This is a genomic window from Rhodoferax saidenbachensis, from assembly GCF_031457975.1.
In the GTDB taxonomy this organism is placed as follows: Bacteria; Pseudomonadota; Gammaproteobacteria; order Burkholderiales; family Burkholderiaceae_C; genus Allorhodoferax; species Allorhodoferax saidenbachensis_A.
Map to the genome: position 1 here is coordinate 818,230 of NZ_JAVDXO010000001.1, position 26,977 is coordinate 845,206.

A 26,977-nucleotide genomic window follows, 5' to 3' on the forward strand; every position below is an offset into this window, starting at 1 on the left:
TACGCAGACCATAGCCCGTCTGCTCTGTGCGCCAGCACACAGCGCCACGACCTCCAATCGCCGAGCATGGGGACCACCCATTCCACGATCCGAGGACCACGGACATGCCCATTGCACATTTCCACAAGGCCACCGACCCCGCCACGGAGGACGAGGTGCACATCAACACCGATGCTGTTTTGTATGTGGAAGAACCGCCTGCGACACAAATAGGCAGAACCGCCATTCAGGTGATGGGGTTGCAAACCGACGGCATCCGCATTACCGAGGATTTGAGCCAGGTACTGGTGCAACTACCGCTGCTGGTAGCGACGTGGCGGCACTACCATGCAGGCGAACCGCCCGAAGGCGCGAGCGTGGTGCACATTGCCCCGCACAACGTGAGTTGCGTGGTGCCCAACGTGCCACACACCCCCGCGTACTGGACCATCCATTTCAAGGATGCATCCGAGTTGCGCGTCGTGCACCCCTTGCCTATGGACCTGTAGCCTCGCCAGCAATGGTGGCTAGGTCGCGCCAGCGCGCCTGCTGGCGCCATTGCGCAGCCCAAGGGGCAAGCGCTGCAGCGGGCATCGGCTTGGCCACGCCGTAGCCCTGGGCCAGGTGGCAGCCCATGCCCAGCAATGCGGCACCAATGTCTAATGTCTCCACACCCTCGGCAATCACCTCGCGATTGAAGGCACTGGCCAGACGGATCACGCTCTCTACGATGCCGCGGTCTTCGCTATCGGTCAGCATGTGGCGCACAAAACTCTGGTCGATCTTCAGGGTGTCCACGGGCAGCTTGCGCAGATAGGTCAGGGACGAATAGCCGGTACCAAAGTCATCCAACGCAAAGCGCACACCCAGCGCCTGACATCGCCGCAGCACGGCACCTGCCGCGTTGATGTCTTCAAAAGCCGCTGTCTCCAGCACCTCCAGTTCCAGCGATTCCGGTGGCAACTGTGGCTGGACAGACAGGGCGGCAGCCAACTTGTCGCAGAAGTCAACCTGGACCAGGTGTGATGCCGAAATGTTGACGCCCATCTGCAGTTGCAGGCCGTCCTGAAGCCACTGCGTGGCCTGCGCGAGCGCGGTACGGATCACCCACTCGCCCAGGGGCTGCTCGAGGTTGCTGCCCTGGATATGGGGAAGAAACTCCGACGGCGGTAGCAGGCCCTTTTCCGGGTGCTGCCAGCGCACCAAGGCCTCCACGCCGACCAAACGTCCGTCGCGCAAATCCACCTTGGGCTGGTAATGCAGCACCAGTTCGCCCTGTTCCAGCGCCAGCCTCACGCGGTCGATGTAGTGCCGGTGTTGCTGGGCCTTGCGATCACTTTCCGGATCAAACAAATGGAAGCGGTTTTTGCCAGCATTTTTGGCCAGGTACATGGCCTGGTCCGCATGGCGCAGCAGGGTGTCGGCATCGGCGTGGTCTTGTGGGTACAGGCTGACCCCAATGCTGGCCGAGACGCTGACCGCCCGGCCATCCACCTGCACCGGGCCGCTGGCGGCCGCCAGCACCCGTTCGAGAATGATGGAACACTCTTCGGGCGAAGCAATGTCAGCCAACAACAGCACGAATTCATCACCCCCCAACCGGGCCAGGGTGTCTTCAGCACGCATGATTCTCTTGAGGTGTTCGGCCACACCAATCAGCAGTTGGTCACCGCCCGGATGGCCATACTCGTCATTGACTTGCTTGAAGCCGTCCAGATCCAAATAGCACACCGCCAGCGACAGATCACTGCGGGCCGTACGTGCAATCGCCTGCGCCAGACGGTCAGCCAAAAGTCGTCGGTTGGGCACCCCGGTGAGCGGGTCGTAGTGGGCGATGCGGTCCAGCTCCGCTTCATGTTCCTTCAAGCGGCTGATGTCAGAAAACACTGCCACATAGTGCTCAACCGCTCCTGCGCTGTTGCGCACCACGGAGATGGACAACAGCTCGGCATAAATTTCACCGCTCTTGCGGCGGTTCCAGATTTCACCCTGCCAGTAATCCTGCTTGCCAATCGCACCCCACATTTGGCGGTAAAACTCGGTGTCCTGTTTGCCTGAGGACAGGATGCGCGGCGATTGACCGATGACCTCCTCTGCCGCATAACCGGTGATACGGACAAACGCCGGGTTGACCTTGGCAATCAGGCCGTCGGCATTGACCACCATCAGGCCCTCATAGCTGCATTCGAATACGGTGCTCGCTTCGCGCTGGGCCAATTCATAGGCCTTTTGCTGGGTCACGTCGGTGTGCGAGCCAGCCATGGTCAGCGGCTTGCCATCGCTATCCCATTCAACGATACGACCCCTGGCATGCAGCCAGCGCCATTCACCGCTCTTGTTTTTGCAGCGCAAATCAAGTTCATGCTTGTCAGTCTGGCCGTCCATATGGCGCTGAATCGACACCATGGAAGCGGCCAAATCGTCCGGGTGCACATGGTCACCCCAATGCTCAACACTGACATCCATTTCTCCGGGCGCGTAACCCAGCATGGTCTCAAAGCGTGGGCTGACATGAAAGTCATTGGTCTTCAGGTTCCAGTCCCAAAAGCCTTGGTCAGAGCCTTCGATCACGCGCGCCAGTTGTTGCTCTCGTGCCCGCAGCAAATCCTTGGCCCTCCGGCGTTCGGTGATGTCGCGAGCGACACCAAAAATGCCGGATATGGAGCCATCGGGATCGCGCACCGGCCCCTTCGTTACCAGAAACACCAAACTTTTGCCGTCGTGTGTCTTCACGGTTTCTTCATGGGTTTGGGTGATGCCGCCCTCCATGATGGTCTTGTCCAAGACCATAAGATGTTGTCCCGACGCAGTGTCGAACAGCGCTGTATCGTCCTTGCCCAAGATCCAGGACAAAGGCTTCCCGATGAATTGGGCTGTGGCCTGATTCCCCAATACATACCGCCCCGCACGGTCTTTGACAAACACCGCGTCTGAAGTACCGGATACCACCCCGTCAAGCAGGCGGCGCTGCCTTTCGGCGCGGTGCAGAGAGTGACGCAGAACAGCGCTGAGCAGGCTGACGGCCACCCCATTGGCAACCAGAGAGGCCCACTGGATCTGATTCTGGCTGGACGTGCCGGTCTGCGATGTCAGCGGCTCCAAGAACACCCAATAGGCCCCCACTGCGGAGACCACCGTCGACAGCAGACCCGGCCCCAATCCACCAATCAGAGCGCTCAGAATGATGGGCATCATGAACAATATCAACATAGGCCGATGAGACTGGCCATGCGCGATGCCCTCCCGCACAATGACCGTGAGCAAGGTCACCAGCAACGCGAAGAAATAGACCATCCAACGGGGGGCTTGCAGTACGGCCAAGCCATGGTCCAGGCTCCCGATAAAACTGCTGTCGTCCGCAGGCTGCACAGGCGGGACGGCCTGCAGTGCGACAAAGAACATGCCGGCCGTGCTAACGACAAAGAGCAAGCCCTTGGCGATGGATAGCCAGAGCAGTGAAGAGCGATCGGTGAAGTTGGCCAGTAGCTGGTCAGAGAGAAAAATCCAGGCCAACGCAAAAACCAGATAGGCACTGGTGGCAATGACAATGAATCGGTTACGGGCGTTATCCAGTTTCATGGGCATTTAGAGATGTGTGACCCCCTCCTTGTACACCTAATCCACCAGACACGGCAACCTGCGTCCACCGGCAATAGTGGGCCCTTTGTTGCCGTATCCTTGGGCCCACTCAGCACAACCTGTCGGAGCCCTGGATGAAAAAATCAGTGACCGCCCTGGTCTGGGCCATCGTCTCCACCTCGGGGCACAGCCATGACCTGACCGCCCTGCCCTTGGGCGACGGCAAGATTTCGCAGTCGCCCAAAGTGGGTTGGATTTGGGCCTGCCACATCGACCCGCAGGCCGGCGGCGCCCAGCAGGTCGGGCCATGGATCAACACCGCCAAAGGCACCTACGACCTGACCGCCAAGGCCGTGGTACCGGGGCAGGTGAACTGGCCCTCGCAATTCAAGCTCAGCATTCAGAACGAACAACGCGTGTTCAGCGGCAACGACCTGCCCAGCCACGCCACCGGTACCTATCCGGTGCCCAGCAACAGCGATGCCTACCGCTACGACCGCAACCCCAACAGCATCAAGGCACAAACCATGCAAGTGGCCCTGCCGCTGTGGCCCACGCTGGCAGCGCAGGCCACCTGCGTGCCGGGGGCGATTGGGTTTCTGCTGAGTGGCTCCGTGCTATTTAACGCCCTGGATGCACCGGGCCGTGATGCGGTGGCCCACGAGACCCAAGATGCCTGCCAGGGCCACCCGCAGGAATCGGGCGTGTACCACTACCACAGCCTCAGCAACTGTGTGGCCGACAAGCGCGAGCCCAATGGGCACTCCGCGCTGGTGGGCTATCTGCTGGACGGCTTCGGTATTTACGGCTCGTATGGCGAAAAAGGCCAAGCCTTGGCCAGCAAAGACCTGGACGAATGCCACGGTCACACGCACACGATCCCCTGGGAAGGCAAGCAGGTGGCCATGTACCACTACCACGCCACGCCAGACTTCCCCTACACCGCGGGCTGCCTGCGCGGCAGCTACAAGCAGTCCGACGTCACCACCATCAGCGGCCCGCGCCCACAACGCAATATGCAAGGCCCCGGTGGCCGACCGCCTGAAGGCGCCGCCGGTGCGCCTCCAAATGGTCCTAGTGGCCCTGCTGGCCCTGGTGGTGCACCACCCGACCTGAACAAGGCCGCCTCCGCTTTGGGCATCAGTGCACAAAAATTGCGTGAGGCTTTGGGCCCACCCCCACCGGACCTGCGCGCCGCCGCCACCAAGCTGGGCATCAGCGTGGACGCGCTGCAGTCCGCCCTGAATGCCGCTCGTTGATTGTTTGAGGAACCTATGGCTACCTTGCTCCCGCGCTGGAACCTGTCGCTACGCACCGAACTCATTGCCTGCCTGCTGGTCACCAGCCTGGCGTCCACCGCCATCGTTGGCGGGCTGACCTACCAGCGGCTGATGAAGAAATTCAACACCCTGGTCATGCAGGAGGCCAGCAAGAACTTCACCAACGATGTGCAGAAGTATTTCAAGACCTATGGCAGCTGGGAGGAAGGCCAGAAGGTCGAGGGCTTCCGGGCTTTTTCCGAGCGGCATCGCCCGCCTCCACGGACAGATGCAGGCGGTGGCGTGCTCCCGCCGCCGGCAGAACCCCGCCCTGTCGGCCCCGGGCTCGTGGCCCAGCCCGGCAACCAACCACCGCCACCATCGCCGGGCGGCGGCCTGCACAGGCCGCCGTTTCGCTTCTACCTGTTTGGTGCAGACTACCGCTCGCTGTTCACACTGGCGCCCTACAAGCCTGGTGACCCAATTCGCGATGAAGACCGGGCCCGCATGTTCCCCATCTTGCTGGACGAGAAGGTGATTGCTTATTCCTCACCACAAGGCGAGCCCAACTACTCCGACCTCGATCTGGGCTACCTCTCGGCCATGCGCGAATCGCTGGTGTTGGGCACCACCATGGGCCTGGCGCTCACCCTGGTGCTGGGTCTGTTTTTAGGCAACCGGCTGAGTCGCTCCCTGCGCCACCTGACGGGGGCCGTACAGGCCATGGGCGAAGGCGCGCTGCGCCAGCAGGTGCCCGTGGAATCCGACAACGAGGTGGGCGTATTGGCCCAGGCCTTCAACCGCATGAGCGACGAGATCGCACGGCAGTACGAGGACCTGCGCCAGTCCCACACGCAGATCGAGGCCATGGCGGCGCAGATGCGGGAGCTCAGCCTGCGCGATGCGCTGACGGGCCTGCACAACCGCCGCCATTTTGACAATCAGTGCGCCCAGTTCTTTGCCAGCGCCCAGCGCTACGAACGCCCCTTTAGCGTGATGCTGTGCGACATCGACCACTTCAAGAGTGTCAACGACCGCTTCTCCCACGCCACGGGCGACGAGGTGTTGTGCCGCCTGGGTGAGATATTGCAGCAGAGCATGCGCGGCTCAGACCTGGTGGCGCGCTACGGTGGCGAAGAGTTTGTGGTGGCCTTCCCTGAGACCGATCTGGTCCACGCCCGCGAAGCCTGTGAATCCCTGCGCCAACACGTGGAAACCTACCCCTGGCACGAGGTACACCCCGACCTGCGCATCACCATTAGCATGGGCCTTTGCAGCGACACCAACCTTGCCAGTTTCGATCGCATGCTCGAAGCGGCCGATGCCCTGCTCTACCGCGCCAAGCATGGCGGACGCAATCTCGTCTGCACCGACTAGAAATACCACCAGCACCCGGTGCACCGGCGCTGCGGATTTAAGCCGTGGGGGCAGACAGAACTGGTGACGGAACCCTACGTTGCGATTGGCTCGGAGGGCATGTCGCCCAGGGCGAGGCATGCGTCGGACATAGCCAACAACTGCTCCCGAGGCACCGCTTTGCTGAACAGATAGCCCTGCGCCAACTGGCAGCCTTCGGCGGCCAAGAAGTCTGCCTGCACGCGCGTTTCCACGCCCTCGGCCACTACCTGCTGGTTCAGGCAACGCGCGATAGACAAAATGGCCCTGACCAGTTCTGCCCGAAAATGGTCCGTCGTCGCCGAATGGATAAACGATCGATCGATTTTGAGTGTGTCGATGGGAAAACGGGCCAGATAGGACAAAGCTGAATAGCCGGTGCCAAAGTCGTCGATGGCAATGGTGACACCCATATCGCGCAACGCCTGCAAGGCGTTGACCACGAGCCCATCCTCGTCCAGCAGCAGGCTTTCAGTGATTTCAAACTCCAGCCACTGCGGCTGGCAATGCGTCTCCGCCAAGATTCCCTGCACCTGTGCCACCAAGCCCGGCACCTGTATCTGGCGAACCGACAGATTGACCGCTACCTTGCGTGGCAACGCTGCCGCAGCGTTCCACACCACCGCCGTCAGACAGGACTCGCGCAACACCCAGGCACCCAGCTCGTTGATCAATCCCGAGTCCTCCGCCACAGGGATGAACTGATCCGGGGGAACCATGCCCAAGCGTGGATGTGCCCAGCGCAATAGCGCCTCGCAGCCGACCATGGCCCCGGACCCCAGCAGCACCTTGGGCTGGTAGTGCAACGCCAGCTCACCGCGCTCCAGTGCGTGGCGCAGATCAGACTCCAGTGTCAGCCGTTCCTGCGCGCGAACCGTCAGGTCTTTCGAATAAAACCGGAAGTCATTGCGCCCGCTGCGCTTGGCGGAATACATGGCGGAGTCAGCGTACTTGAGCAATTCCTCTGACACCATACTATCTGTCGGGTACACGGCAATCCCGACGCTGCAGGAGATAAAAATCTCCCGTCCCTCAAGCCAAAAGCTCTGCTTGAAGGCCGCCAGGACCTTACCCGCCACGCGTGTCAGATGGGCCCCAGCACGAATTTGCGGCAACAAGATGCCGAACTCATCCCCGCCCAGCCGGGCCACGGTGTCGTAGCTTCGTACACTGTTGCGCAGACGCACGGCCACCTCTTTGAGCAAGGCGTCCCCCGTCGCATGGCCCATGGTGTCATTGATCTGCTTGAAGCGATCCAGATCCACCACCATCACCCCGGCCTGGTGGCGGTGGTAGGCCGCATCCTTGAGCATTTGCGCTAGACGATCGTTGAACAATACCCGGTTGGGCATCCCCGTCAGGGGGTCATAAAACGCCATCTGATGGATCTTGTCTTGATAGGCTTTGAGTTCACTGATATCGCGCGCTACCATCAAGATGCTGCTGACGCTCGCGTCACCGCCGACCTCTGGCGTCAAACTGACCAAACTGCAGACACTACGTTCCAGGGCGTCAGACCAGTGCAGTTCAAACTCCACGGATTCCCTGCGATCCACAACCTCTGCAAAGCGCTGCTCCAGTGCTGCGCCTGCCTCACCGCCCCAAAGGGCCAACGGTGAACACCCCACCGCACCCGTGCTGGAGCGCCCCAGGGCCTGCAGCAGCACCGGATTGGCATATCGGCAGCCGAACTGCAGATCAAACCGGGCAATCACGTCCGGCGAGTTCTCGACCAGGGTTCGGTATTCGCGCTCACGGCTGGTCAATTCCTGCTGCAACTCCAGCCGCCGCGTGACATCGCGTGAAACCGCAATGAAATGCGGACGTGCGCCATCGGCGACACGCATCTGCGACATCGATAGCTCAAACTGGCGTAGGCCAACAGGCGTCATGACCGAAATGACATGTCCCAAGGAAACCCCCGACCGCTCAGCCTCCACATAGGCGATTTCGGCGATTTCCACGCTTTCGGGTGACAGGACCTCCTTCAGGGTTCGCCCCAGCAAGCTCTCCCGGCTTGCGGCCAACAGTTCAGGGTTGTGCGTCCATATGTTCAGGTAGCGGCCATCCCGGTCCGTTTCAAACAAAAGATCTGGAAAGGCATCAATGACGCCTTGCGTAAAGGCCAGCGCTTTCTGGAGCTCGCTCTCAGTGTGCTTGCGATCGGTGATGTCTCTGGAGTAACCCACGGTGCCCACCACCTTGCCCTGCTCATGCAGCGGTGACTTCCACACCTCCATCCAGCGCCGTTGGTCATGCTCATCAACGTAGAGTTCCTCCACGTAATGGGCCACGCCCGCCGCCATGACAGCCTTGTCATCGGCCACATAGGTCTCAGCCAGATCGTGCGGGAAGAATTCGAATTCAGTTCGGCCTTCCAGTTCCGCGGTGGAAGACACCCTTGCCACTCTGGCGTATGCGGTGTTGGCCGCCAGCAAGCGGCTTTGTTCGTCCTTGAGCCAGACAAAGAAAGGAAACTCGTCCAGCAAAGTGCGCCAGTACTGCTGGCGTTGCAGCAATGTTTCCTGCATCCGCTTGGATTCCGACATGTCGCGGGCGATAGCCACGGCGAACGATTGCCCATCCATCTGCAGCGTGACCCCGTGCACCTGCACCGGTATCAAGTCGCCACCCTGCGTCCGGTGTACTGTGTCAACGAGAAAGGTATGCCCTTGGGGGCTCTGCAGTATTTCCAGACAGCGCTGCAGGGAAACGCTTGGATCAATGTCCGGCGGCCCCATTGTCAACAAGGCTTCACGGCCATACCCCAAAGCGCGTGTCGCAGCATCGTTGACATAGATGAAGCGCCCATCTCCACCCGTGATGAACACACTGTCCTGGTACAGGTCGAGGCCCTTGCCCAGCAGAACCCAAGCCAAGCTCGCGTCATCGACCCGCATGCCGGTAATGTTTTGCATTAACAGCACCGCACGTAGATATCCAACAATCCGTCGCTTTTAATCATTCTTCGGCCCCGGGAAATAGGCGTGAAAATGAAACTATATGCGAAATAGCGCGCCAAATGTAACGTCGCAGCGACAACACCAATTCAATGCAGCGCCCGCACCGCCCAGCGTAATTTGGCCGACGAAGAGCGTGGGTTACTGCGCTGCTCGTCGTAGGAAGCCCGAATCGGGTCGGCGGCCACGCTGCTGAAAGTGCCGTTGCGCTCACCGGTTTGAAAACACTTTTTCACGCGCCGGTCTTCCCCGGAATGAAAGCTCAGAATCGCGACGCGTCCACCGGGCTTGAGGCATGCAGGCAGGTTCAGTAACATGGTGTCCAGCACACCAAACTCGTTGTTCACCTCAATGCGCAGCGCCTGAAACGTACGCTGCAGTACTTTCTTGGTCTCCACCAAGCGCTCTTCCACCGGCATGCTGCGCTTGTAGGCGAGCTCCATAGTGGCCCGCACCAGGTCAGCCAACTGCACGGTGGTTTCCAGGTACTGGCCTTGCAGGGCTGCGGCCAAGGGAATCGCAAAGGGCTCGTCGGAGTTGTCGGTCAGCAGGTCGCGCAGGCGGTGCCGGGTCACGCACAGCAGCAACTCGCTGGCCGACTGGCCGCTGCTGGGGTCCAGGCGCAAATCCAGCGGACCATCGGCACGAAAACTGAAGCCCCGTGCCGGGTTGTCAATCTGCATGGACGACACGCCCAGGTCGGCCAGCACAAAGTCGAAGCCACCGCCCGCTTCGGGCAGCAAGGTGACCAATTCGCTGAAGTTGGCGCGGTGGACGCTGAGCGCCTCTTCGCCGAAGCCCAAGGCACGCAGCCGCGCCGTGGTGCGGGGCAGCTCAATCGGGTCGACATCCATACCAAACATGCGCCCGCCGGGCTGCACCAGCGGCAGCATGGCCAGCGTGTGGCCGCCAAAGCCCAGGGTCAGGTCCAGGCCGGTTTCGCCCGGCACGGGTTTCAGGATGGCGAGGATTTCGTCTACGCAAATGGAGCGGTGCATGCCCGCCGGCGTTTGCCCGCGCTGCATGACCTTGTCCACCTCAGCCGCGTGGCGCGTGGGGTCCAGCTCTTTGTACTTGTCTTCAAACTGGCGGGGATGGGTGCCAGCGTAACGCACGCGGCGCTTGTGGGGAGGGGAGGCGTCGGTCATTGGCCATTATGCGCCCCGGTAAGTCCCAATAAAAAAAGCCGCGCAGACCTTTTGGAATCTGCGCCGCTAGCTACAAGATTTGTAGCGTTGTCAGTGGCGATCAGACACGTGGCACCGGCGTGCCGGAGTTGACACACAGCGCCATGTTCAGCGCCTTGACGGCTGTCTTGTAGTCTTCGCGCTCAATCACGAATTGCATGTTCACCTGGCGCAGGGTTTGCGACACGCAGTTGACGTTGACCTGCGCATCCGCCAGCGCCTGCGCAGCCTTGGCCAGCACGCCGGGGATGCCGATGTTGGAGCCGATGGTGCAGACGATGGCGCTGGGCTTGACCGTCACCACCTGGTACAGCGCTTCAAGTTCGGCCACCAGTTCAGCCGTCACTTGGTTGTCCCACACCAGGTGGGCGATGGAGTTGGCGTTGGTCGCCTTCAGGATGTAGCTGATGTCGTGCTTGCAGAACACAGTCATCAGGCCGGCATCAAAGCCCACGGTGCCGACCATCATGGGATCGTGGATTTCGATGAGTGTGACCTTGTCGGTACCGGTGACGATTTCCACGCGCGCGCGCTCACCCACAAAGTCTTTGGTGATCAGCGTACCGGGGTGGTCGGGCTCGAACGTGTTCTTCAGGCGGATGGGGATACCCGCCAGCTCCATGGGCTTGGACGCCTTGGGGTGGATGGCTTCCATGCCCACGTCGGCCAGTTGGTCGGCCACGTCGTAATTGGTGGCGCCCACCACAATCGCATTTTCCAGACCCACCAGGTTGGGGTCCGCGGACGACAGGTGGAATTCCTTGTGAATCACAGCCTCGGCAGGACGCACTTCCACAGCAATCTTGCTGAAAGTGACTTCGGAGTAGCCGCGGTCAAACTCGCGCATGATGCCTTCCGTGCCCTTGGTGTAGCCGGTCGCCACGATCACGCTGTTGGCCAGGTCCAGGTCCTTGAAACTGTTGGCAATGCGCTCGTCAATGGTCCAGGCTTCGTTGTCGTCAAAGCCGGCCAGGTCCATCAGCACGGCCTTCACGCCATTGGCCTTGAGAATCTCCACCGAATTGAACGCGCTGTGGGATTCACCGATGGAGGCCAGCACTTCGCGCGCGGCCAACAACACGTCGTGGCGGCTGAGGTAGCCGCTGGCCAACACATGCTGCATGGCCCCCAGGTATTCGCGGGCCTGGGCAATGCGCTGGTCGATGAAGGCATCAGCCACGGTCAGCGGCAGGCCAAGATCGGCGTAACCCGCGTTGATTTTTTTCAGGCTGACTGCCAGGCCTGTGAGCGCGTCCTGGTAGCCCTTGCCCTCGGCAAACAGCGCGTAAATGCCACGCTCGCCGGTTTTCTTGTGCTCCAGCAGTTGGTTGGTCACGCCCGAGTAGGCCGACACCACGTAAATGCGTCCGTAGATGCGCTTGGGGTCGTGCAGCACGATGTGGCGCAGTACATCGCCAAAGGCGGTCATGGAGGTGCCGCCGATCTTCTCGACAGAGATCTTGGAGGAATTGAGGTCAGACATGGGCTAGCTCGGAGGAGCAAAAGGTTGGAAAGCCAGGAAACCCAGTATTTTCCACTAGTTTGCTGCCGCGTCCTTATGGGCGCCCGCGAGCCACACCAGGGGCGTGCCGGAAGCGGGCAAAGCTGCCGGCACGCCCGCCGGGCCATAGACGGCGCTGGCATAGGCCCAGTCCATGTCAGGCGGCACGGTGAGCCGGACGCCGTCCTCACGGATCACCGCAGGCACACCGCTTACCCTGGTGCCAATACTGGCTAATACCGTGCCAAAGTTCCGGTAGCTGCGCTGCGCGGCCTCCGCGTCCATGGCGCAGCCCGCGCTATTTGGCACCGTGCGATGCGTCCAGAAACGCCGCCAGGCCGCGCCAGGGTCCTTCGCACAACGTAGCGCCGCCGCCTGCTGCCAGGTGCGCAGGCCACTACCCTCGTTGGATAGCGGTGTCAGCGATGCGGGCAGCACATAAAAGGTGGTGTCCAGCGAAGCGGCCATGCGCGCAAGATTGGCCTCCATGTTTTCGCAAAAGGGGCAGTTCACGGCGGATATCAAAAGAAGTCGACGACCACCACCGCGGCCATACCGGTCTTCGACCAGTTGATCCCAGGCGATGTTGCGCATCACCTCAGCACGCAGTTGCGCGAGTTCGGCCGTGGTCAGCGGCTCGGGGCCTTCTGGCCCCACCCGGACCCAGCCCTCGGAATCTCCCTTCAGATCGCCACGCTCGGTGATCAGCGCGATAAAGCGGCCACTGGCACGGTCTTCCAGGCGGTAGACGCCCTTCACCAGCGTGTCGGCGCGCGCGACGCTGGTGCTGCGCGCTGCGTTGTCATAGTGCAGCCGTTCACGGTGCTCAAAGTACGCGGCCGCAGCGCTGTCGGCGTCGGCGCGGACGGAGCCGACGCTCAGGCTTGCGAGGATGCTAAGAAAGGCAAGGAGTTGGTTCACAGGATGCTCATTTGCGAATACGGTGCCCCGTCTTGAACACCCACCACACCACGGCAAGGCATGCCACCATGAATGCGAACGTCATGCCCACGCTCATGCCAATCTGTACATCGGCATGACCATAAAAAGCCCAGCGCAAGCCGCTGATAAGGTAGACCACCGGGTTGAACAATGACACGTTCTGCCACAGCGGCGGCAACATGCTGATGCTGTAAAACGCGCCCCCCAGGAACGTCAACGGGGTGATCACCAACAGCGGGATGATCTGTAGCTTTTGAAAGCTGTCGGCCCACAGCCCGATGATGAAGCCGAACAGACAGAACGTGGTGGCGGTGAGGACCAGGAAACCCACCATCCAAAACGGGTGCGCCACTTCGTAGGGCACAAAAAAACGCGCCGTCACGAGGATGAGCGTGCCCACCATGAGGGACTTGCTCACCGCAGCGCCCACATAGCCCAGCAATACCTCGACCCAACTGACCGGCGCGCTCAGCAGTTCGTAAATGGTGCCAGACCATTTGGGCATGTAGATGCCAAAGGACGCGTTGGAAATACTCTCGGACAGCAGCGACAGCATCAACAAACCCGGGATGATGTAAGCGCCATAGCCCACACCACCAATATCGCCCATGCGCGAGCCAATGGCCGAGCCGAAGACGATGAAATACAGTGCCGTGGAAAGCACAGGCGCAATCAGGCTTTGCATCCAGGTGCGAAACGCACGGTTCATCTCGAAACGATAGATGGCGCGCACGCCGTGCAGGTTGAGGCCGTTCATGCTTATGGTGCTTTCGTGTCGTGGACCAGGCTGACGAAAATGTCTTCGAGCGAACTTTCGCTGGAATGCAGGTCCTTGAAATCAATACCCAATTCACCCAAAGCCCGCAGCAACGCGGCAATGCCGGTGTCTTCTTGCTGGGTGTCAAAGCTGTAGGTCAGCTGCTGGCCGTTCTGCGCCAGTGCGAGGGACCAGGGTGCCAATGCCTCTGGCACGTGGTTCATGGGGTGCTGCAGCGTCAGCGTCAGCTGCTTCTTGCCCAGCTTGCGCATCAACACGTGCTTGTCTTCCACCACGATCAGCTCACCCTTGCGGATCACACCGATGCGGTCGGCCATGTCTTCGGCTTCTTCGATGTAGTGCGTGGTCAGGATGATGGTGGTGCCCGCATCGCGCAGCTCGCGTACCAGGCGCCACATATCGTGGCGCAGTTCCACGTCCACACCCGCGCTGGGCTCGTCCAGGAACAGAATCTTGGGCTCATGCGACAGTGCCTTGGCAATCAGCACCCGCCGTTTCATGCCACCGGAGAGCTGCAGGATCTTGTTGTCCTTCTTGTCCCACAGCGACAGGTCTTTGAGGATCTTCTCGATGAAGGCCGGGTTTGGTGCCTTGCCAAACAGCCCGCGGCTGAAGCTCACCGTGGCCCACACGGTCTCAAACGAATCCGTGTGTAGCTCCTGAGGCACCAGGCCAACGATAGAACGGGCCGCGCGGTAGTCGCGCACCGTGTCGTGGCCGTCGGCTACCACCGTGCCCTCGGTGGCAGTGCTCATGCCGCAGATCACGCTGATCAACGTGGTCTTGCCCGCCCCATTGGGGCCCAGCAGCGCAAAAATTTCGCCCCGCCGGATGTCCAAATTGATGTTTTTGAGGGCCTGGAATCCGCCCGCATAGGTTTTGCTCAGGCCGCGCACGCGGACGATGGCGTCTGCGGCGGAATCGAAGGTGGGTGTAGCGGGCATGCGATGCAATGGCTGAAAGGTTGTCTGGAACCGGGGAGCCTATTGTCAGGCTATCTCCATGACATCACAGCGCAAAGGCCTTCCCAGACCCCTTCTAGCCGTAGCCGCTTGGCGTCACTTGCGATGCAACTGCCACAGCAGCAGCGCAGCGGCGACGGAAGCGCCCAGCACCACATAGCCCGCCACATCAAAGTTCTGCAGCTTGCCGTCAGACCCGATGGTGACAATGTGGCCGGCGATGACGGAAGCCACTCCACCAGAGAGCTGCTGCAGCGAGCCACTGATCGCATTGAACGACCCGCGCTGCGAAACCACGGGTACCCCGGCCAGAAGCGCCCGGAACGGGATCATGCGCGAGAAGATGCCCACGAACATGACGGTGTTGACGATGATCACCGTCAGCAAGGACACCGGACCAAGGTGCGTGTAGACCAGCACCATGATGATGGTGACCACCGTACCAAACATGAATACGCGGAGTTGGCCCCATGCATCTGCCGCCTTGCCAATCAAGGGCCCAAAGACAATGGTGCACAGGCCGGTGATCAGGTACACCGTGGGCAGGTGGTCCAGACTGATGCCCAGGTTGCTGACGGCAAAGGCGCTGCTGAAGGGCATCAGCATGAAGCCGCCGGTGGCCACCAGCGCGGTTGTTGCAAAGGCAAGCAGGTAACTGGGCTCCGTCAAGGTGTGGAGCAGGTGCATCCAGGGGCTGTGCTCCTGGGGCAGTTTCAGATGGTCGGCAACGGGCTGCATCAGCCAGGCCACGGCCACGCCGCCCAGCAGACCCAGTGCTGCCATTGCCAGAAATGGCATGTGCCAACTCCACTGGTTCGACAGGTACAGCCCCACGGGGATGCCCAGCACTTGGCTGGCCGCAAAGGCTGTTTGCACTACCCCCATGACGCGGCCGCGCATCTGGGGCGGGAACAGGTCCGTCGCAATGGCCAGCACCACCGAGCCGATGACGCCACCAAACAAGCCGGTGACGATGCGCGCCATCAGCAAGGTCTCAAAGCTTTGCGCCAAGCCGCACCACAGTGTGCCGAGCAGGAAGCCGGCGTAGAAGAACAGCAGCAGCTTCTTACGGTCATAGCGGTCCGCAAAGCCCGCGGTGAGCAAGCCCACCACACCAGCGCTGAAGGCATAGGCAGACACCACCAGCCCAAACTGGCTTGCGCTCATGCCCAGCGTGGGCATGATCACCGCGCCCAGCGGCGCCATGAGCATGAAATCCAGAATGACGGCGAACTGCAGGAATGCGAGGATGGCGACGACGGTTTTCTGGTAGCCAGAAAACTTCAATGGCACGGCCTTGGCATCGGCAGGGTTGGAAGCATTGGTGTTCATGTCTGATCGTCCGTTGTTTTGCCCCAGGGTCCGCGCCTATGAAACTGCGCACGTTCCTCGGGAGTCATGGTTTGCCATTTGTTCCAGCGCTTGTGCCCATGCCAACCGCCGTGTCCGCGAAAGCCGCCAAAGAGGATACGACACAGCACCAACAAACCCAGCGCGCGCAAGTAGTCAATTTGCCGGGCGTCCGCGAACAGTGCGGGCGCCACCGCGTTCCACAGCAGCATCACCGCGCCGCTCATCGCCGCTGCCATCAGCAGGCCTCGCACAGGCCACGCCACATAGCGCCAAAAGCCCAATTTTGATCTCATGGTATTTCTCCTTCACATGTCATCAGGTTTCAAATTCGTCGTACACCGCCTGCAAATGCGCACGCAAAGCCAGGACTGCGTAGCGCTTGCGGGCCAGCAAAGTGTTCATGGCAATGCCGCTGTGCGCAGCCATGTCCTTGAAGCTGCGCCCCTCAATCTCGTGCGCCATAAAAACCTCCCGCTGGCTGTCCGGCAACTCGTCCACGGCCAGTTGCAGGGTCTTGAGCAACACCGACCGGGCGTACAGCGCCTCCGGCCCCGCGTTTGGTGATGGCAGAGCCAGGTCGAGCCGGTAGGCCTCGCCCTCCTCCGCATCCGGGTCCTGTGCCGCATCGTCCAGCGACTGCGCCCCCTTCTTGCGGAAGCGGTCGATGATGCGGTGGCGCGCCACCTGGAACAGCCAAGCGCCCACCTGTTCAATCGGCTCGGGAAGCCGGTAGGCCTCCACGAACTCGTGGAACACATCCTGCAGGATGTCTTCGGCGTCCGAGGGGTCGCGCACCCGCTGCCGAATGAAATTCCCCAACCGGGAACGCTCACGCAGCACCACGGCAGTGATGTCACGGTTGGAGTCAGTCATTCGCGGGGGGCAATGAGGGCATCGGCAAGTCCATACCCTGATGACGTTTCAGGATCGGAAATATTGTGCGCTGTACGGTTTCTTTTGAGAATTTTTTCCCAAGACCGGGTGGTATGCAGATGTGCGTTTTTTTACAAGCGCCCAAGAAGCCCGATACCTAGACTGCTTTCATCAACAACCTGATGGAGCCAGCACCATGCATCAACCGACACCTTTCCAGATCGCGATTCCCGACACGCAACTTGAGGACCTCCGATACCGCCTCCAACACACACGTTGGCCCGACGAGCCGGCAGATGCCGGGTGGGCGTTGGGCACCAATCTCAGCTACTTGCAACAGCTCACGCACTATTGGTTGAACACCTACGATTGGCGCAAAGCAGAAGCGCGTCTGAACGCACAGCCCAACTACGTGGTTCACATGGAAGGCCAGACCTTGCACTTTGTGCACAAGCCATCCACCAAGCAGAACGCGCCAGCACTCTTGCTTTTGCATGGCTGGCCAGACAGCTTCTACCGCTACCGCCGGGTAATGGACGGTTTGGCTGAGGATTTTCACGTGGTGATTCCGTCCTTGCCGGGCAGCGGTTTCTCGTCCAGAGTGGCCATGCCTGTCGACCGCATGGGCGACGTGCTGGTGCAGCTGATGCACGATGTGCTGGGTTACGACCGCTTCCTGGTGGCCGGCGGCGACCTTGGTTCGTTGATCGCCCTATCCATGGCACAACGCCACCCAGCGCGACTCATCGGTGGCCACGTCACGGACGTAGGCTACCCGGACCACACCACGGATTTCGGCGCCTTGAGCGCACCGGAGCAAGCCTATGCAGGCGCCATCCAGCAATGGTTTTTCACCCATGGCGCCTTCAATTTGGTGCAAGCCACCAAACCGCAAAGCCTGGCGTTTGCCATGCATGATTCGCCGGTCGGGCTCGCGGCCTGGATCATGAGTTTTATGGCTGGCATGGGCCTGGGCGACAGCATTGATAGCAAGCTGGGCCGGGACGAACTGCTGACCAACATCATGATCTACTGGCTCACTGAAACTGCGGCCTCATCCTTCCGCACTTACCAGCTGAACGCCACGCAGCCCCCGACCACCAAAGGGCGGAACACCCAGGTTCCCTTCGCGGTTGCCAGTGAAGCGCCTATTCCCGGCGGTGTGCGCCTGCCCCGTGAATGGGCACAGCGGCAGACCTGTGGCAACGTAGTTCAATTCCACGACATGGAGACGGCCGGCCATTTTGCAGCGTGGGAGGACCCGCAATTCTTCGTTCAAGACCTCAAGGACTTTGCGACCAAAGTCGTCAAGTAGGCGAGCACGGACGGCAGTCAGATTTTGTGGATGCCGTCCAAGTCTGAAGGCGTGGAGCCCATGATCTTCTTGATGGACTTGATCATGTGCGGCTGGTCGGTGTAGCCCAAGTCCAGAGCGACAGCGACAGCTTCCTCGCCCGCCTTCAAGCGCCGCACCGCTTCTTGGGCGCGTCGGATCAACTGAAAGTCTTTCTGGGTGATGCCGGTGATCTTCTTGAAATTCTGCTGAACGGCGCGCGGCGAGGCGGGTCTGGGGCGTGCGCCGAAGGCCCGGGCGACAATGTCATTGGTGGACAGAAGGTCCGCGGCCACCATCTCGGAAACCAGTGCTTCCGCATTGTCGAAAGTGGGTAGAGGCAGTGTCACCCCATTCAGAAGGAAATGGTTGCCCTGGACATCCAGCATGCGCACCGCCGCGCCCGTACGCGCCTCATGGCCCTGCGCAAGATACACGTGCGCGCACAAAGAAATGACCACTGAATGCTCGTGTGCCTGGTAGGGCACATCAACAGGTTCTGTCGACTGCCCCGTCAAGAACACAAGTGGGGCTCTGTCCGGTGCATCACTGCGTATCAGGTCCCACGACCCATCGGGCGTTGCCTTGTAGATTCCGTCGGTAAGGCACACCGTCTGCCATACAGCGTCAATCCAAGGATGGTCTGAGTTGCGCCGTGTGTGCTTTTGGGTCATGGTTTCAACGCGCCTTCCTGAGAGAGTCGGTGAGCCAAAATGGGGGCTCTGTATACAAAAAAATCGCGCAGCCCCCCGTGGAATCTGCGCAGCCAGCTACTGATTTAGTAGCGCCAGGGGTGTGAGCCTGGTTTACTTTTTCTGCGGCGGCACATCCGTGCAACTGCCGTGCGCAATCTCCGCCGCCATGCCGATGCTCTCGCCCAGCGTGGGGTGCGGGTGAATCGTCTTGCCGATGTCCACTGCATCCGCGCCCATTTCGATGGCCAGCGCGATCTCACCGATCATGTCGCCGCCCAGGATCTTGCCGTGGCCATGGGCCTAGGGGCTGTCGTCAAACAGCAGCTTGGTGACGCCTTCGTCGCGACCGTTGGCGTTGGCGTTGGCGCGGCCAGTTTCTTGTTGCCTTACAGCTCGCTAGCAATCACTTCGGCCGCCACGTGTACCTCGTGCACCGCCTTGTACGCCAGCATGGGCCGGCCCACGATGTCGCCGATGGCGAAGATGTGGGGCACGTTGCCGCGAGGGCGATGCCACCCTCTTCCGCTGTGGCAAACGTCACCTCAATGCCTGCGAGCAAGGCGCGTGCACCCACTGTTTTTGTCATGATGTTGTCAAAAACTGGCACGCTCGAAGCCACTCAAACTACCGCGTTTGGCACCGGCGACGTGTACCAAACTGGCGGCACGCTGCAACTGGTGATGGGCAACAGCATCCATGGAAAATTCACCAGCGTGACAGTAAATGGCCGCATGGTGACACCGATCTACACCAGCACCGGCGTGCAACTGCGCATGGATGCCGGATCGTTTTTCTTGCAATTCCGCCGGCGGGTCGACACGGTATCAGTCGGGCGCACAGGTTAAATCGCCAGATGCACAGAGGTCCCGGCGAGCAGAGGGACCGCTTGCGCAAGCCCTCGGTACTGGCGCGGGCTCAGACCCAAGCGCTCTTTGATCACTGCGCCGAGATGGGATTGGTGGGCAAACCCGCATGCGAAGGCAATGTCGGCCAGCGGCGCGTCTGACGCGCGCAACAAGCGGCGGGCGCGTTGCAAGCGCCGCTCGGTGATGTAGGCGTGCGGCGTACTGCCGACGGCGTTTGAGAAGCTGCGCAAGAAACGCAACAACGGCATCCCCGCGACGCCCGCCAATTCCTCCAGACTCAGCGGTCCTTCAAGCATGCTGTCAATGTAGTCTAGGACCCGCGCATGCGCCTTGCGATCCGCCTCGTAACAACTGGGCCCGCGCCAGGGCAGCGTGAGCCGGGACAAGCCTTGCCCCAACAGCATCGCCGCGAGCTCTTCAATCCGCTCCGGGTGGGGTTGCGCGGCATGCAGCAGACGGCGCAGCGCCCAACCGAGTCGCACCGCTTGCCGGTCTCCGTGGAAGACCGTGCGCGGCCCCACCAGGGGTGCGTCCACCTGCAGATCTGGCACGTCATGCGCCACATGCAAAGTCAGGTACTCACCACCTGTGCGCGATTCCGAGAACACCTCCACTTCGGGAAGCGTGAAGGCCAGATCGCCAGGCCAGGCATCAAAGTCCTGGCGCCGATCCGCACCGATGGCATGCACCCCCTGCTGCCGCTCGAATGCGAGACCCAGCACACAGCAACACGATGCGTCGCGCACCGAGTAGGGCGCCGATGGCAGCAATGAAACGCTGGCCCAACCAAAGTCGATTTTCATGGCGCAGCGCCTTGATTGAAATTTCCTGATAGATGCGGATCGAGCATGCGGCAATGATAGGCGACACCCACAAAACACAGCCGCACAACGGCCATCCACCCATGCCCTCCACACCTGCACCGCTGGTTTGCCAACGCGATCTCTTTTCCATCCCCGCTGACCATTGCTACCTGAACAGCGCCTTCATGGGGCCTTTGCCCAAGCCCGTGGAGCAGGCGGGAGCAAAGGCACTGACAGCACGTGCCGCCCCCATTGGAATGACAGCGCAGGATTTCTTTGCCCCCGCCGAGCGCACGCGCACGTTGTGTGCGCAGTTGGTGAACGCCGACCCGGAACGGGTTGCCTTCATCCCCACCGTGGCCTACGCCACAGCCATCGTTGCCAAGAATCTGTCCCCAAAACCTGGTCAGAACATCGTCATGCTGGGCGACATGTTTCCGAGCAACGTCTACGCATGGCGCAACTGGCGAAGCAGCGGTATTGAGATGCGCACGGTGGCGGCGCCGTCGGCACCCTGGTCATCACCTTCATTGGAGACCAGCCGGGCAGCCCTGTGGAATGCGGCGCTGCTGGCGGCCATTGACACCAACACCGCACTCGTCGCTGTGGAGCCGGCGCACTGGACCGATGGCACGCTGTTTGATCTTGAAAGGGTTGGTAAGCGTTGCCGAGAGGTGGGGGCTCTATTCGTCGTGGATGCAACCCAAACCGTGGGTGCGATGCCATTCGATGTGCAGCGGGTGCAGCCCGACGCACTGATGGTGCACAGCTACAAGGCGATGTTGTCGAACTATGGCCTTGGTTTCGTCGTGTTGGGTGAGCGATTTCTGGACGCCAGCCCGCTGGAGGAAAGCTGGTTGATGCGATCGGGCAGCGAGAATTTTGCACGGCTGGTCGACTATGAAGACCGCTACGCGCCGGGCATGCGGCGCTTTGATACCAGCTTGCGTGCCAACCCCTCATTAATTGCCATGCTGGAGGCCGCGTGCCAGTTGCTGATCGAATGGCAGCCGAATCGAATCCGCGAGTACTTGCTGGGCATCGCCCGCAGGCCGGTTGAACGGCTGCGCGTGCTAGGGTTCGACATTGCGGACGAAACCCAGCGCTGTGTAAACCTCTTTGGGGTGAAGCTCCCATCCACCATGGATCCCGAAGCCTGCCGCCTAGAGCTCGCACGGCAACAGATCCATGTCTCGGTACGCGGGAGTGCGGTGCGCGTGTCGCCCCATGTCTACAACGACGAGGGCGATCTGATGAAGCTGGCGGACGCATTGGAGCAGTTGGTGCACGCCGACGGTCGGGGAGCATGATATGGCGGCGACATCCCTGCTGCCGCTGGCGCTGTTTGTACTGACATCCACTCTGACGCCGGGTGGTGCGACCACATTGGCAACGGCCTCCGGCGCGCAGTTTGGCTTTCGACGCTCTCTTCCATTGTTGGCCGGTCTCAGCACAGGTTTGGCGACGCTCGCATGTATTGCGGCCACCGGCTTGTCTGGACTCATGCTGGCCGTACCGTCCTTGCAACTCGCCATGAAACTGGCCGGTACGGCATATCTGTTCTGGTTGGCATGGAAAATTGGACGCAGCGGACCGCCCCACCTGCAGACCCAATTGGCGACTCCGCTTGGATTCTTAGCTGGCGCCGGCATGCTGTGGATGAATCCCAAGGCCTGGGCTATGACCACCGGCGCGGGAGCGTCGTTCGCGGGATTGGCCCATCATCCGGCTCAGCTTGTCACACTGCTTGGCGCAGCCTTTGGATTGGCGGCGATCGTGTCGTTGACCATCTGGTGCTGGACGGGTCTTGTGTTATCACAGCTGTTGCGAACCGCCGCGCAATGGCATACCGTCAATGCCATCTTGGGAGCACTACTTGCTGCCTCGGTCGTGCCCATGTGGTTGCAGTAGAGAGACGTCTGGACTTTACAGATCCAGCACCAGTCGCGCTGTTTGCCCAACAGCGCCGTGAACTTGAGGGAAGATGGCATGCGCTGGATGAGCGCACTAGGTAGCCAATAGACTGCTCGCGATGATTCTCGCAGGCATTTTTGCCTGTAGCCCTCTACCCCTCGTACAGGTGCGATGCGTGGGGGGTCGAACTCCACACCCATGTGATCCAGCATGTGCCCACGGCACAGCGGTCGAGTCGAAAAATTGATGAGTTCCGCCGAGCGCTTGGACATCGTCAATTGCTTGGCTACTCACCTGTTGCAGGCTTTGCTATAAAAAAGCCGCGCAGCCCTCGTGGAATCTGCGCGGCCAGCTACTGATTTAGTAGCGCCAGGGGTGTGAGCCCGGTTTACTTTTTCTGCGGCGGCACGTCCGTGCAACTGCCATGCGCAATCTCCGCCGCCATGCCAATGCTTTCGCCCAGCGTCGGGTGCGGGTGGATGGTTTTGCCGATGTCCACTGCGTCTGCGCCCATCTCGATCGCCAAGGCAATCTCACCGATCATGTCGCCGGCGTGGGTGCCGACCATGCCGCCGCCCAGGATCTTGCCGTGGCCGTGCGCTTCCGGTGAATCATCAAACAGCAGCTTGGTGACGCCTTCGTCGCGGCCATTGGCAATCGCGCGGCCGGAGGCGGTCCAGGGGAACAGGCCCTTCTTGACCTTGATGCCTTGGGCCTTGGCTTGATCTTCGGTGAGGCCGACCCAAGCCACTTCGGGGTCGGTGTAGGCCACGGATGGAATGACGCGGGCGTTGAATGCTGCTGCAACCAGTTCCTTGTTGCCTTGCAGTTCACCGGCAATCACTTCGGCCGCCACGTGCGCCTCATGCACCGCCTTGTGCGCCAGCATGGGCTGGCCCACGATGTCGCCGATGGCGAAGATGTGGGGCACGTTGGTGCGCATCTGGATGTCGACGTTGATGAAGCCGCGGTCGGTCACAGCCACACCAGCCTTCTCGGCGCTGATCTTCTTGCCATTGGGCGTGCGGCCCACGGCTTGCAGCACCAAGTCGTACACCTGCGGTGCGGGGGCGGTGCCGCCCTCTTCCGCTGGCGCAAACGTGACCTCAATGCCTTCGGGCAAGGCGCGTGCCGAGACGGTCTTGGTCTTGAGCATGATGTTGTCGAAACGCTTGGCGTTCATCTTCTGCCAGATCTTGACCAGGTCGCGGTCCGCGCCCTGCATCAGGCCGTCCAACATTTCCACCACGTCCAGGCGCGCGCCCAGTGTGCTGTAGACGGTGCCCATTTCCAGGCCGATGATGCCGCCGCCCAAAATCAGCATGCGCTTGGGCACGCTGGTCAGCGCCAGGGCGCCGGTGGAGTCCACCACGCGCGGGTCATTGGGCATGAAGGGCAAACGGACGGCTTGCGAACCGGCCGCGATGATGGCGCGCTTGAAGGCGATGACCTTCTTGCCACCGGTCTTCTCTTGCGCGGTGCCGCTGGTTTCTTCCACTTCCAGGTGGTTGGCGCCGACAAAGTTGCCGTAGCCGCGCACGGTGGTGACCTTGCGCATTTTGGCCATGGCGGCCAGACCACCGGTCAGCTTGCCGATGACTTTTTCCTTGTGGCCGCGCAGCTTGTCGATGTTCAGCGTGGGCGCGCCAAAGTCCACGCCCAGGTCAGCCATGTGGCTCACTTCGTCCATCACGGCAGCCACGTGCAGCAACGCCTTGGAGGGGATGCAACCCACGTTCAGGCACACACCGCCCAGAGTGGCATAGCGCTCGACCATGATGACCTTGAGGCCCAGGTCGGCCGCGCGGAAGGCGGCGGAATAGCCACCGGGGCCGCCGCCAATCACTACCACGTCGCATTCCAGATCGGCGCTGCCGCCAAAGCTGGAGGCGGTGGGCGCAGGAGAAGACGCTACAGAAACAGGAGCTGCTGGCGCAGCAGCGACGGGGGCTGGAACCGGTTTTGACTCTGAAGCCGGGGCTGCAGCCGCACCTGCGGCTTCCAGCAATACCACCACGGTGCCCTGCTTGACCTTGTCGCCCAGCTTCACTTTCAGTTCCTTGACCACGCCGCCTTCGCTGGCGGGGATTTCCATGGAGGCCTTGTCGCTCTCCACGGTGATCAGGCTTTGCTCGGCCTTGATGGTGTCGCCCACCTTGACCAGCAACTCAATGACGGCCACTTCGTCCAAGTCGCCAATGTCCGGAACCTTGATTTCTACGATTGCCATAGCTTTACTCGCTTTTTTGTTTCTTCAGTTTGATGGTGAACACCTCAACCGGGCCGGCCGAGTTCTTGTCAAATTCGCACCCGGCCTGCACACCGGCCACCGCCAGCTCGCGCGCGGTCTTGGGGCTGTCCCACCCAGCGTGCATGGCGCCCAGCGCAAAGCTGCGCCCGCTGCCAATGCCCCAGAACTCTTTGAACTCAAAGACTTCGCGGTAGCTGTAGAGGCCATAGATGCCGGTCGCGTTGGCAATCACCACGCTGAACTGGCTGGACTCGTAAGGGTCGTTGTCGTCTTCCTTGGTTTGCAGGAAGAAGGTGTCTTTGAGCACCGGGTGCAGCAGGGTGAAGGTGTCAAACACCTGGTCTTTGCTATTCAGGCGCAGCTTGTCGGCGGGCAGTGCCGCCATCGCCTTACGCAGCACCGGAAAATGCGCCACCGTGCCCGCCAGCCCCACATAGCTGATGCCACCAGCGCCCTCCACCTTGAAGAGTTTGCTGTTGGCCTCAAACCGGTGGTTCAGGCGGGTGTCGCCAAAGGTGACCAGGGTGTCGGCGGCGATCGCCACCTGCCCGGCCTTTTTGACAACAACGATGGTGGTCATGCGGATTGCTTCGCCGCCGGGCCGCCCCAAGGCGAAGACAGCCCCCATGGGGGGCAGCGACCCGCGCAGCGGTGGAGCGTGGGGGTCACATTCACAGCAGCACGCGGCGGAAGTCGCCCAGGATCTGACCCAGGTACACGTTGAAGCGTGCAGCCGCAGCGCCGTCGATCACGCGGTGGTCCCACGTCAGCGACAAGGGCAGCATCAGGCGCGGCACAAAGGCCTTGCCGTCCCACACCGGTTCCATCTGGCTCTTGCAGACGCCCAGAATGGCCACTTCAGGCGCGTTGATGATGGGCGTGAAGTAACGCCCGCCAATGCCACCCAGGCTGGAGATGGTGAAGCAGGCGCCAGACATGTCGGCCGGGCTCAGCTTGCCGTCGCGCGCCTTCTTGGCCAGCTCACCCATCTCGGTGCTGATCTGGAAGATGCCCTTCTTGTCGGCGTCCTTGATCACGGGCACCACCAGGCCATTGGGCGTGTCCGCCGCAAAACCGATGTGGTAGTACTGCTTGTAGATCAGCGCATCACCGTCCAGCGAGCTGTTGAACTCGGGGAACTTCTTGAGCGCGGCCACGCAAGCCTTGATGAGGAAAGCCAGCATGGTGACCTTGATGCCGGACTTTTCGTTCTCTTTGTTGGTAGAGACGCGGAAGGCTTCGAGGTCGGTGATGTCGGCGTCGTCATGGTTGGTGACGGCGGGAATCATGATCGCGTTGCGCAGCAGGTTGGCACCGCTGATCTTCTTGATGCGCGACATTTCCTTGCGCTCGATCGGACCGAACTTGGCGAAGTCCACCTTGGGCCAGGGAATCAGGCCCAGGCCGGCGCCGTCATTGCTACCCGATGCTTTGGCTTGCGCCGCAGCGGCCAGGGTCTGCACCGCACCGCTCATCACGGAACGGGTGAAGCCCTGCACGTCAGCCTCGGTAATGCGGCCCTTGGGGCCAGAGCCCTTGACCTCATTCAGCGGCACACCCAGCTCACGTGCAAACTTGCGCACCGAAGGCGACGCGTGGGGCAAGCCCAGCGTGGCGCCACCCGGGGCATGGGCGGGCACGGCCAGTACGGCTGCAGGGGCAGCCACTGCAGCAGCGGCCACGGGTGTCGGCGCTGCGGCGGCAGCCACAGGGGCCGGGGCAGCGGGTGCAGCCGCGGGGGCGGCACCCACCACGCCGTCCAGCACCACCACCAGATCACCAATGTTCACGGTGTCACCAATCTTGACCTTGATCTCTTTGACCACGCCCGCCGTGCTGGAGGGAATCTCCATGGAGGCCTTGTCGCTCTCCACGGTAATCAGGCTTTGCTCGACCTTGATGGTGTCGCCCACCTTGACCAGCAACTCAATGACGGCCACGTCCTTGAAGTCGCCAATGTCGGGCACGCGCACTTCCACGGGGCCGGACGCTGCAGGCGCAGCGGCAGGTACAGCCGCTACAGAAACAGGAGCTGCTGGCGCAGCAGCCACGGGGGTTGGAGCCGGTTTTGATTCAGAAACCGGGGCGGCAGCGCCGCCTTCAGCTTCCAGCACCAGCACGACGGAGCCCTGCTTGACCTTGTCGCCCAGCTTGACCTTGATCTCCTTGACCACACCAGCGGTGCTGGACGGGATTTCCATGGAGGCCTTGTCGCTCTCCACGGTGATCAGGCTTTGCTCGGCCTTGACCGTGTCGCCCACCTTGACCATCAACTCGATCACCGCCACCTCGTCGAGGTCGCCAATGTCCGGGACTTGTACTTCTACGATTGCCATGTTGTTTGTCT

General features: G+C 61.2%; 22 protein-coding genes and 1 pseudogene. 7 read left to right on the forward strand and 16 right to left on the reverse strand.

Annotated elements, in window-relative coordinates; genetic code table 11:
• Positions 1-104 precede the first annotated feature (104 nt).
• A complete protein-coding gene (locus J2X15_RS03915) occupies positions 105-488 on the forward strand; it encodes a hypothetical protein (protein WP_310339628.1) in 384 nt (127 codons plus the stop codon).
• Here J2X15_RS03915 and J2X15_RS03920 read toward each other — a convergent pair.
• The gene (locus J2X15_RS03920; RefSeq protein ID WP_310339629.1) at positions 475-3,558 is read right to left on the reverse strand and encodes an EAL domain-containing protein; all 3,084 of its coding nucleotides are present in this window, start codon (positions 3,556-3,558) and stop codon (positions 475-477) included. The two genes, J2X15_RS03915 and J2X15_RS03920, sit on opposite strands and share 14 nt — an antisense overlap.
• 134 nt (positions 3,559-3,692) lie before the next feature.
• Between J2X15_RS03920 and J2X15_RS03925 the strand changes: the two genes are divergently transcribed.
• Both J2X15_RS03925 and J2X15_RS03930 read left to right on the forward strand, forming a co-directional pair.
• Positions 3,693-4,817: a YHYH protein gene (locus tag J2X15_RS03925; protein ID WP_310339630.1), complete on the forward strand. Its 1,125-nt coding sequence runs from the start codon at positions 3,693-3,695 to the stop codon at positions 4,815-4,817.
• Positions 4,818-4,832: 15 nt separating this feature from the next.
• On the forward strand, positions 4,833-6,194 hold the full coding sequence (locus J2X15_RS03930) for a GGDEF domain-containing protein (protein ID WP_310339632.1): 1,362 nt from the start codon (positions 4,833-4,835) through the stop codon (positions 6,192-6,194).
• A gap of 74 nt (positions 6,195-6,268) precedes the next feature.
• On the opposite strand, the gene J2X15_RS03935 is transcribed toward J2X15_RS03930, so the two are convergent.
• The 9 genes from J2X15_RS03935 to J2X15_RS03975 all read right to left on the reverse strand — a co-directional run bounded on the left by J2X15_RS03935 (position 6,269) and on the right by J2X15_RS03975 (position 16,768).
• Positions 6,269-9,130 carry a sensor domain-containing protein gene (locus tag J2X15_RS03935; RefSeq protein ID WP_310339634.1) on the reverse strand — a complete coding sequence of 954 codons (2,862 nt, stop codon included), beginning with the start codon at positions 9,128-9,130 and terminating at the stop codon, positions 6,269-6,271.
• A 131-nt stretch (positions 9,131-9,261) separates the two neighbouring features.
• On the reverse strand, positions 9,262-10,320 hold the full coding sequence (gene rsmH / locus J2X15_RS03940) for a 16S rRNA (cytosine(1402)-N(4))-methyltransferase RsmH (protein WP_310339635.1): 1,059 nt from the start codon (positions 10,318-10,320) through the stop codon (positions 9,262-9,264).
• 100 nt (positions 10,321-10,420) lie between these two features.
• Positions 10,421-11,842 carry an aspartate kinase gene (locus J2X15_RS03945; protein WP_310339636.1) on the reverse strand — a complete coding sequence of 474 codons (1,422 nt, stop codon included), beginning with the start codon at positions 11,840-11,842 and terminating at the stop codon, positions 10,421-10,423.
• A gap of 54 nt (positions 11,843-11,896) precedes the next feature.
• Positions 11,897-12,781 (reverse strand): thioredoxin domain-containing protein, encoded by an 885-nt coding sequence (locus J2X15_RS03950; RefSeq protein ID WP_310339637.1) that lies wholly within the window; start codon positions 12,779-12,781, stop codon positions 11,897-11,899.
• Positions 12,782-12,788: 7 nt separating this feature from the next.
• On the reverse strand, positions 12,789-13,559 hold the full coding sequence (locus tag J2X15_RS03955; RefSeq protein WP_310339639.1) for an ABC transporter permease: 771 nt from the start codon (positions 13,557-13,559) through the stop codon (positions 12,789-12,791).
• 2 nt (positions 13,560-13,561) lie between these two features.
• Complete coding sequence (locus tag J2X15_RS03960) at positions 13,562-14,524, reverse strand: ABC transporter ATP-binding protein (RefSeq protein WP_310339640.1); 963 nt, start codon at positions 14,522-14,524, stop codon at positions 13,562-13,564.
• A gap of 114 nt (positions 14,525-14,638) precedes the next feature.
• Complete coding sequence (locus J2X15_RS03965) at positions 14,639-15,874, reverse strand: MFS transporter (protein WP_310339642.1); 1,236 nt, start codon at positions 15,872-15,874, stop codon at positions 14,639-14,641.
• The gene (locus tag J2X15_RS03970; RefSeq protein WP_409034243.1) at positions 15,871-16,188 is read right to left on the reverse strand and encodes a hypothetical protein; all 318 of its coding nucleotides are present in this window, start codon (positions 16,186-16,188) and stop codon (positions 15,871-15,873) included. The genes J2X15_RS03965 and J2X15_RS03970 overlap by 4 nt, the downstream gene beginning before the upstream one ends.
• A 22-nt stretch (positions 16,189-16,210) precedes the next feature.
• Complete coding sequence (locus J2X15_RS03975) at positions 16,211-16,768, reverse strand: sigma-70 family RNA polymerase sigma factor (protein ID WP_310339644.1); 558 nt, start codon at positions 16,766-16,768, stop codon at positions 16,211-16,213.
• 196 nt (positions 16,769-16,964) lie between these two features.
• Here J2X15_RS03975 and J2X15_RS03980 point away from each other — a divergent pair, with 196 nt between their 5' ends.
• Entirely contained in the window at positions 16,965-18,083 is a 1,119-nt protein-coding gene (locus J2X15_RS03980; protein WP_310339645.1) for an epoxide hydrolase family protein, read from the forward strand.
• A gap of 17 nt (positions 18,084-18,100) precedes the next feature.
• Here J2X15_RS03980 and J2X15_RS03985 read toward each other — a convergent pair whose 3' ends face one another.
• A complete protein-coding gene (locus J2X15_RS03985) occupies positions 18,101-18,775 on the reverse strand; it encodes a helix-turn-helix domain-containing protein (protein WP_310339646.1) in 675 nt (224 codons plus the stop codon).
• A gap of 132 nt (positions 18,776-18,907) precedes the next feature.
• Positions 18,908-19,394, reverse strand: a pseudogene (locus tag J2X15_RS03990) (dihydrolipoyl dehydrogenase); the annotation flags it as partial.
• On the opposite strand from J2X15_RS03990, the gene J2X15_RS03995 reads away from it, so the two are divergent.
• Positions 19,324-19,641: a hypothetical protein gene (locus tag J2X15_RS03995; RefSeq protein ID WP_310339713.1), complete on the forward strand. Its 318-nt coding sequence runs from the start codon at positions 19,324-19,326 to the stop codon at positions 19,639-19,641. The pseudogene J2X15_RS03990 and the gene J2X15_RS03995 sit on opposite strands and share 71 nt — an antisense overlap.
• Here the strand turns inward: J2X15_RS03995 and J2X15_RS04000 are convergent.
• A complete protein-coding gene (locus J2X15_RS04000; RefSeq protein WP_310339647.1) occupies positions 19,638-20,465 on the reverse strand; it encodes a helix-turn-helix transcriptional regulator in 828 nt (275 codons plus the stop codon). The two genes, J2X15_RS03995 and J2X15_RS04000, sit on opposite strands and share 4 nt — an antisense overlap.
• 101 nt (positions 20,466-20,566) lie before the next feature.
• On the opposite strand from J2X15_RS04000, the gene J2X15_RS04005 reads away from it, so the two are divergent.
• Positions 20,567-21,775 (forward strand): aminotransferase class V-fold PLP-dependent enzyme, encoded by a 1,209-nt coding sequence (locus J2X15_RS04005; RefSeq protein WP_310339648.1) that lies wholly within the window; start codon positions 20,567-20,569, stop codon positions 21,773-21,775.
• Position 21,776: 1 nt separating this feature from the next.
• Positions 21,777-22,376 (forward strand): LysE family translocator, encoded by a 600-nt coding sequence (locus J2X15_RS04010; RefSeq protein ID WP_310339650.1) that lies wholly within the window; start codon positions 21,777-21,779, stop codon positions 22,374-22,376.
• A gap of 391 nt (positions 22,377-22,767) precedes the next feature.
• On the opposite strand, the gene lpdA is transcribed toward J2X15_RS04010, so the two are convergent.
• From lpdA to aceF, 3 genes are all read right to left on the reverse strand, one after another.
• Positions 22,768-24,609, reverse strand: a complete 1,842-nt coding sequence (gene lpdA / locus J2X15_RS04015; RefSeq protein ID WP_310339651.1) for a dihydrolipoyl dehydrogenase — start codon at positions 24,607-24,609, stop codon at positions 22,768-22,770.
• Between the two features lie 4 nt (positions 24,610-24,613).
• The gene (locus J2X15_RS04020; RefSeq protein ID WP_310339653.1) at positions 24,614-25,210 is read right to left on the reverse strand and encodes an Ntn hydrolase family protein; all 597 of its coding nucleotides are present in this window, start codon (positions 25,208-25,210) and stop codon (positions 24,614-24,616) included.
• A 91-nt stretch (positions 25,211-25,301) separates the two neighbouring features.
• The gene (aceF, locus tag J2X15_RS04025; RefSeq protein ID WP_310339654.1) at positions 25,302-26,966 is read right to left on the reverse strand and encodes a dihydrolipoyllysine-residue acetyltransferase; all 1,665 of its coding nucleotides are present in this window, start codon (positions 26,964-26,966) and stop codon (positions 25,302-25,304) included.
• Positions 26,967-26,977: the final 11 nt, after the last annotated feature.